This is a genomic window from Absicoccus intestinalis, assembly GCF_033971885.1.
GTDB classification, from domain to species: domain Bacteria; phylum Bacillota_I; class Bacilli_A; order Erysipelotrichales; family Erysipelotrichaceae; genus Absicoccus; species Absicoccus intestinalis.
On the sequence record NZ_JALBUS010000033.1, the window covers coordinates 1 to 6,099 of the forward strand.

A 6,099-nucleotide genomic window follows, 5' to 3' on the forward strand; every position below is an offset into this window, starting at 1 on the left:
ATAATTTAGACTCCAATCTAGAATTTTTTAAAGTTCTTGGAGCAGCTCCAAAAACTCTAATTGAATTCACTAAAATTATCGGAGATTTATTGATGAATTGGAATCCACTGTTTTATCTGACGCTTACTGTGCTAGTCCAATTTTCGATATTTTCCCAAGAAAGATTGTGTTCGTTTGTTGGTGGAACGAAATAGTTCTTCTGGCGTACCATTTTCAACAATGACACCTTTATCCATAAAGATCATACGATTGGATACATCATGGGCAAAAGTCATTTCATGGGTAACGATGACCATTGTCATTTTTTGTGCGGCCAAGTCTTTGATGACTTTTAAGATTTCCAAGGTCAATTCTGGATCCAATGCGGAAGTTGGTTCATCAAAGAAGAGAATTTTGGGATTGAGTGCCAATGCACGAGCAATGGAAACACGTTGTTGTTGACCACCTGATAACTGACTTGGATAGGCATCTTCTTTATCAGATAATCCCATTTGTGATAATAGTTTTCGTGCTTGGGCATATACTTCTTCCGAATTTCTTTTTTGGATTCGAATAGGTGCATCCGTAATATTCTTCATGACTGTAAAGTGAGGAAATAAATTAAAGTTTTGAAAAACAAGACCAAAATAGCTTAATGCCCTTTTCTGTTGTTGTTTGGACCCATATACCGCATGACCATTCATGCTCTTGACCACTTCATCTCCCACATAAGTTAAGGAGCCATCATCCATGGTTTCTAAAAATGTTGCACAACGAAGAAGGGTGCTTTTTCCCGATCCTGAAGGGCCAATGATCGAAACAACTTCTCCTTCATCGACCGATAAACTAATATCTTTTAAAACTTGGTTGTCACCGAAACTTTTCTTGATATGATTCATTTCTAAGATTTTCATCGTGCCCACCCTCCTTAGTCATAATAACGCATGCGTTTTTCGAAATATTCCATGATGGTAGCCACAATAAAGTTGAAAATGTAGTAGAAAATAGCAGCAGCTACAAATGGAATCATGCTCTTAAAGCTAGCAGCCAAGGCTTTTGCCTCAGTGAACATTTCCATATAAGCAATCGAATAAGCCAATGATGTATCCTTGACCAAGGTGATGATCTCATTGGTCAAGGCAGGCAAGATGCGCTTTAAGACCTGAGGAAAGATGATCGTAAAGAATGTTTGAGTCCGACTATAGCCTAATACTTTAGCCGCTTCATATTGACCTTTAGGCATTGATTCAATACCACTTCGATATATTTCCGCAAAATAAGCGGCATAATTTAAAGCAAACGCAATAATGACGGCTACACCTCGATATGCCGGTGTAATACTTATATCAAATAAGTAGTAGGGACCAAAATAAACAACTAAGAGTTGCAACATCAATGGTGTTCCACGCATGATAGAAATATAGATCTTGACAATGGTTTGAAGGATTCGATTTTTTGACATTCGTCCAAACGCAATCAATAATCCTAAAGGAAGAGAAAATAAAAGCGTTAATAAAAAGATTTGAATGGTGGTGCCCATTCCACCAATAAGCTGTTGGAAAGACTCCATCAAACTAATTGTTTCCATAATTGGCTCCTTTCTTACAAATTGAAACCAGGCAGATTGCCTGGCTTTTTTGAATTAATCAGCACTCAATACAACGACATTATCGCCAAAGTATTTTTCGGATAACTTCGCATAGGTGCCATCTTTGACCATTTTTTTCATGGCTTTCTGAACCTTGTCACGAAGTTTGGTATTTCCCTTTTCAAAACCAACCGCATATTGTTCTTGGCTCAGCTTGTCATCCAGGATCTTGAATTGGTCTTTACCCTTGGTTTGATCCAAAGCAACAAAGTAATCCATCGCAACGGCATCGGCTGCACCAGAATCGAGATCCATCATAGCGGTGTTATAGTCAGCTACCGAAGTATATTGTGCAAAAGAAGATTTTAGATCTTTATCATCATTGATAGCCGTTTCGGCACTCGATTCTTTTTGAACTTCGACATTTTTATCTTTTAAATCAGCCATGGTATTGATACCGGAATCCGACTTTACGACAAAGACTTGATAATTATTCATGTATGGTTCTGTCCATGTGTATTTCTTTTCACGTCCATTGATGGTGAAACCATTCCAGATGCAATCGATGGTTCCAGATTCCAATTCCATGTCTTTGGAATCCCAATCGATCGGTTGTAACTTGATATCAACGCCCATTTCTTTGGCACAAGCTTTTGCGGCTTCAATATCAAAACCAACATATTTCCCTTTTTTGTTTTTATAGCCAAAAGGCGGGAAATTTTGATCAAAACCAACCACTAAAACGGAATCATCATTTTTACTTGCGGTCTTGTCACTCTTTGAACTACTTCCACAAGCAGATAAACCAAGACTCAATCCAGCCACAAGTACCAATGCCATAATTTTATTGAATATTTTCATTGTTCGCTCTCCCTTATATTCATATACATAGTAGATTTTACCATAAATGAATGGGAATGTGGTTTTTTTTCAGAAAAGAGTTTCACTTTCGTGAAAACACAATTTTCAGTATTGTTATGGCATTTTTGTGATAGAATAAAAACGACAAATTGGAGGAATTTAAAATGGAAAAAAGACCTGTAGTTTTGGTTGTCATGGATGGTATGGGTTTAGCTGAAACGCATTTAGGCAATGCCGTTCAACAAGCACATAAACCAACCTTGGATTACTTATATGCAAGTTGTCCACATACTCGTTTGCGTGCACATGGTTTAGCTGTTGGTTTGCCAACCGATGGTGATATGGGAAATAGCGAAGTTGGTCATAATGCCATTGGTTGTGGTCAAATTTATTCACAAGGTGCAAAATTGGTGAATGAAAATATCGATTCTGGTGAAATCTTCCATTCAAAAGCATGGAAAGAATTAGTTGCTTTTTGTAAAGATGGTCATAAGATGCATTTTATTGGTTTATTGAGTGATGGAAATGTCCATTCTCATATCAATCATTTAAAGGCTTTGATCAAACAAGCAAAAGCGGAAGGCATTCATGAAGTTCGTGTTCATGCATTATTGGACGGGCGTGATGTACCTGATACAAGTGCATTGACGTATGTAGATGATATTGAAAATTTCATGGGTGAATTAAATGATGATACGTTCCATGCATGTATTGCCAGTGGTGGTGGACGTATGCAAATTACGATGGACCGTTATGAAGCCGATTGGTCCATGGTTGAAAAAGGATGGCGCATTCATGTACAAGGTGAAGGTCGCAAATTTGCATCCGCAACCGAAGCCATTGAAACCTATCGTAAAGAATTAGGTGTGATCGATCAAGATCTTCCTGGATTCGTCGTTGCCAAAGATGGAGAACCTGTTGGTACGATCGATGATGGCGATAGCGTGATTTTATTTAACTTCCGTGGAGATCGTGCCCAAGAAATTTCACGTGCTTTTGATGGCGATGCATCGTTTGATAAATTTGATCGTGTCAAAGTACCAAATGTTAAATTTGCAGGTATGTTACAATATGATGCCGATCTTCAAATTCCTAAGATGTATTTGACGGAACCACCAAAAATCAAATACACATTGACAGAAGAATTATGCAAACATGGCATTCGTGAATATGCTATCAGTGAAACCCAAAAATATGGTCATGTGACATACTTCTGGAATGGTAACCGTTCGGAAAAATTTGATGAAGACTTAGAAACGTATGTAGAAATCAAATCCGATGTCGTTCCATTTGAGCAACGTCCTTGGATGAAATCAGCAGAAATTACAGATGAATTATGTGCAGCCATTGAAAGTGGTAAATATGATTTCTTGCGTACGAACTATCCAAATGGCGATATGGTTGGACATACAGGTAGTTTAACTTCAACCATCATTGGGGTTGAAGCCGTGGATCTTGGTTTACAACGTGTCATGGAATCGGTTAAGAAAGTCAATGGTGTGTTGTTGATCACAGCGGATCATGGAAATGCGGATGAAATGTATCAAGCACCAAAAGAAGGACAACCTTTGAAAGCAAAAACATCCCATACATTGAATCGTGTTCCGTTCATTGTTTACAATGCAAAATGTAAATTAAAAACAGATGATAACTTAGGATTAAGCAATATCGCAGCTACAGTTGCTGATTTCTTAGGCATTGAACCAAATGAACATTGGAACGAATCTTTATTGAAATAATGATTCAAGAGCCATCTTCGGATGGCTTTTTTTGTGCAAAAACTTTCATATAGAAGAAATAACTTTTAAATAATGGTTCATTAATTGATGGGAAATGAAATAAATCCCAATATACGGTACAAATCCTAAAAATTGTTGACTTCACCCGAAAGAAATGAAATACTGAACTCGTAAAAAAATGAAAGGCCTTTCATAAATGTGAGGAGGAAGAAAATAACATGGAAGTACTATCAAGTATTGCCCAAGGATTTATGAGTTTGTTCACCGCTGGTGGAAAAACATTTACAGGATGGGTCACAGGCATCATTCCAATGATCGTTTGCTTACTGACATTTATGAATTCAATCATCAAACTCGTTGGAGAAGATCGTGTCAATCGGTTTACAGCCAAACTAACCAAACACGCAATCTTACGCTATACATTGATGCCAATGATTGGCTTGATCTTTTTAGGAAATCCAATGGGATATTCCGTTATGCGTTTTTGTGAGGAAAAAGATAAACCAGCCATGTTTGATGTTGTGGCTACATTTGCACACCCCGTTACCGGTTTGTTCCCCCATGCCAATGCGGGTGAATTATTTGTGTATATGGGAATTGCCACAGGTATCAAAGAACTAGGCTTGCCATTGGGAGATCTTGCCATTCGTTATTTTATTGCCGGTATTGTATTGTGTGCCATTCGTGGTTATATCACCCAAGGCATTTATTTACATTTGACAGCGGCAGAAAGAGGATAAGAAAATGGCATATAAAACTATTAAGATCACAAAAGGTAGTGCTGGATTTGGTGGACCCTTGATCATCGAACCCAATGAAAAAAAGAATAAAGTATTGTGTGTAACGGGCCAACAAATCAGTCCCGTTGCCCAAAAAATTGCTGAAATGACTGGTTGTGAATTGGTGGATGGATTTAAGACAACCGTTCCCGATGATGAAGTGGCAGTCGCTGTTGTCAACTGTGGTGGTACGGCACGTTGCGGTGTCTATCCAAAGAAACGCATCATGACCGTCAATGTCGAACCGGTTGGTGCTGTCGGTCCATTAGCCATGTATATCACACCAGATATCTATGTATCGGATGTAAAAGAGAGCAACTTAGCGTATACGAATGAAACGAATACATCCACTGTACAAACAGTAGCCACTACGGATGGTCCAAAGTCCAAAGAACAAGCCAAAGCCGAAGTGGCAGCAGTCCAGGAAGAAAAGAAACCAGGCGTGGTTACGCGAATTGGTATTGGTGTAGGACATGTCGTCAATAAGTTCTTTGCGGCTGGTCGTGATTCGATTGATATGGTCATTCGTAATATCTTACCATTCATGGCTTTCACATCGACTTTGTTGGGTATCATTTCTGCCAGTGGATTGGGAAATGTTATTGCTCATACCATCAGTCCATTGTGTTCGACATTGCCCGGTATGATCGCAATTTCCTTTATTTGTGGATTGCCATTCTTGTCACCCATTCTTGGTCCAGGAGCTGTCATCGCTCAAGTTGTTGGAACTTTATTAGGAGCAGAATTCTCAAAAGGAAATATTCCTCCACAATATTCATTGCCAGCTTTGTTTGCTATCAATGCACAAGTTGGATGTGACTTCATTCCCGTAGGTTTGTCCTTGGGAGAAGCGGAACCAGATACCATTGAAATGGGTGTTCCAGCTGTGTTGTATTCGCGTATCATCACTGGTCCTATTGGTGTACTGGTTGGTTTCTTATTCAGTATTGGTTTGTATGCGTAAGTAAGTCGCATGTAAATATATTCTCTTCTTTTCCCATCTTTGGCCAGATGGGAATTTTTTTTATGGATGAATTGTCAAATTAAGTGCAACACGATGTATGTGAGTCTATTTCGTTCATAACTTCATTTGGTGTCTTATAGCCAAGGCACTTTCGTGGCCGATTATTCATCAGTTCAAGATTATGCTTTA

The 6,099-nt window shown here is 38.6% G+C and carries 6 protein-coding genes and 1 pseudogene; 3 read left to right on the forward strand and 4 right to left on the reverse strand.

Annotated features, from left to right (window positions below):
* Nucleotides 1-131 precede the first annotated feature (131 nt).
* From MOZ64_RS11550 to MOZ64_RS11560, 3 genes are read right to left on the reverse strand one after another with little or no spacing between them, the layout of a single operon-like run.
* A complete protein-coding gene (locus MOZ64_RS11550) occupies nt 132-893 on the reverse strand; it encodes an amino acid ABC transporter ATP-binding protein (protein ID WP_320326705.1) in 762 nt (253 codons plus the stop codon).
* Between the two features lie 14 nt (nt 894-907).
* Nucleotides 908-1,567: an amino acid ABC transporter permease gene (locus MOZ64_RS11555; RefSeq protein WP_320326706.1), complete on the reverse strand. Its 660-nt coding sequence runs from the start codon at nt 1,565-1,567 to the stop codon at nt 908-910.
* A gap of 54 nt (nt 1,568-1,621) precedes the next feature.
* Nucleotides 1,622-2,428 carry an amino acid ABC transporter substrate-binding protein gene (locus tag MOZ64_RS11560; RefSeq protein WP_320326707.1) on the reverse strand — a complete coding sequence of 269 codons (807 nt, stop codon included), beginning with the start codon at nt 2,426-2,428 and terminating at the stop codon, nt 1,622-1,624.
* 164 nt (nt 2,429-2,592) lie between these two features.
* Here MOZ64_RS11560 and gpmI point away from each other — a divergent pair, with 164 nt between their 5' ends.
* From gpmI to srlE, 3 genes are all read left to right on the forward strand, one after another.
* The gene (gene gpmI / locus MOZ64_RS11565; RefSeq protein WP_320326708.1) at nt 2,593-4,167 is read left to right on the forward strand and encodes a 2,3-bisphosphoglycerate-independent phosphoglycerate mutase; all 1,575 of its coding nucleotides are present in this window, start codon (nt 2,593-2,595) and stop codon (nt 4,165-4,167) included.
* A 218-nt stretch (nt 4,168-4,385) separates the two neighbouring features.
* Nucleotides 4,386-4,907 carry a PTS glucitol/sorbitol transporter subunit IIC gene (gene srlA / locus MOZ64_RS11570; protein WP_320326709.1) on the forward strand — a complete coding sequence of 174 codons (522 nt, stop codon included), beginning with the start codon at nt 4,386-4,388 and terminating at the stop codon, nt 4,905-4,907.
* 4 nt (nt 4,908-4,911) lie between these two features.
* Nucleotides 4,912-5,910 (forward strand): PTS glucitol/sorbitol transporter subunit IIB, encoded by a 999-nt coding sequence (srlE, locus tag MOZ64_RS11575; protein WP_320326710.1) that lies wholly within the window; start codon nt 4,912-4,914, stop codon nt 5,908-5,910.
* A 79-nt stretch (nt 5,911-5,989) separates the two neighbouring features.
* On the opposite strand, the pseudogene MOZ64_RS11665 reads toward srlE, so the two are convergent.
* Nucleotides 5,990-6,099: pseudogene (locus MOZ64_RS11665) on the reverse strand (IS30 family transposase); the annotation flags it as partial.

Bases quoted from the DNA above. Each gene is read 5' to 3' on its own strand.
- MOZ64_RS11555 (WP_320326706.1), bottom strand. From the start codon at position 1,567: ATGGAAACAATTAGTTTGATGGAGTCTTTCCAACAGCTTATTGGTGGA.
- MOZ64_RS11560 (WP_320326707.1), bottom strand. From the start codon at position 2,428: ATGAAAATATTCAATAAAATTATGGCATTGGTACTTGTGGCTGGATTG.
- srlA (WP_320326709.1), top strand. From the start codon at position 4,386: ATGGAAGTACTATCAAGTATTGCCCAAGGATTTATGAGTTTGTTCACC.
- srlE (WP_320326710.1), top strand. From the start codon at position 4,912: ATGGCATATAAAACTATTAAGATCACAAAAGGTAGTGCTGGATTTGGT.
- gpmI (WP_320326708.1), top strand. From the start codon at position 2,593: ATGGAAAAAAGACCTGTAGTTTTGGTTGTCATGGATGGTATGGGTTTA.
- MOZ64_RS11550 (WP_320326705.1), bottom strand. From the start codon at position 893: ATGAAAATCTTAGAAATGAATCATATCAAGAAAAGTTTCGGTGACAAC.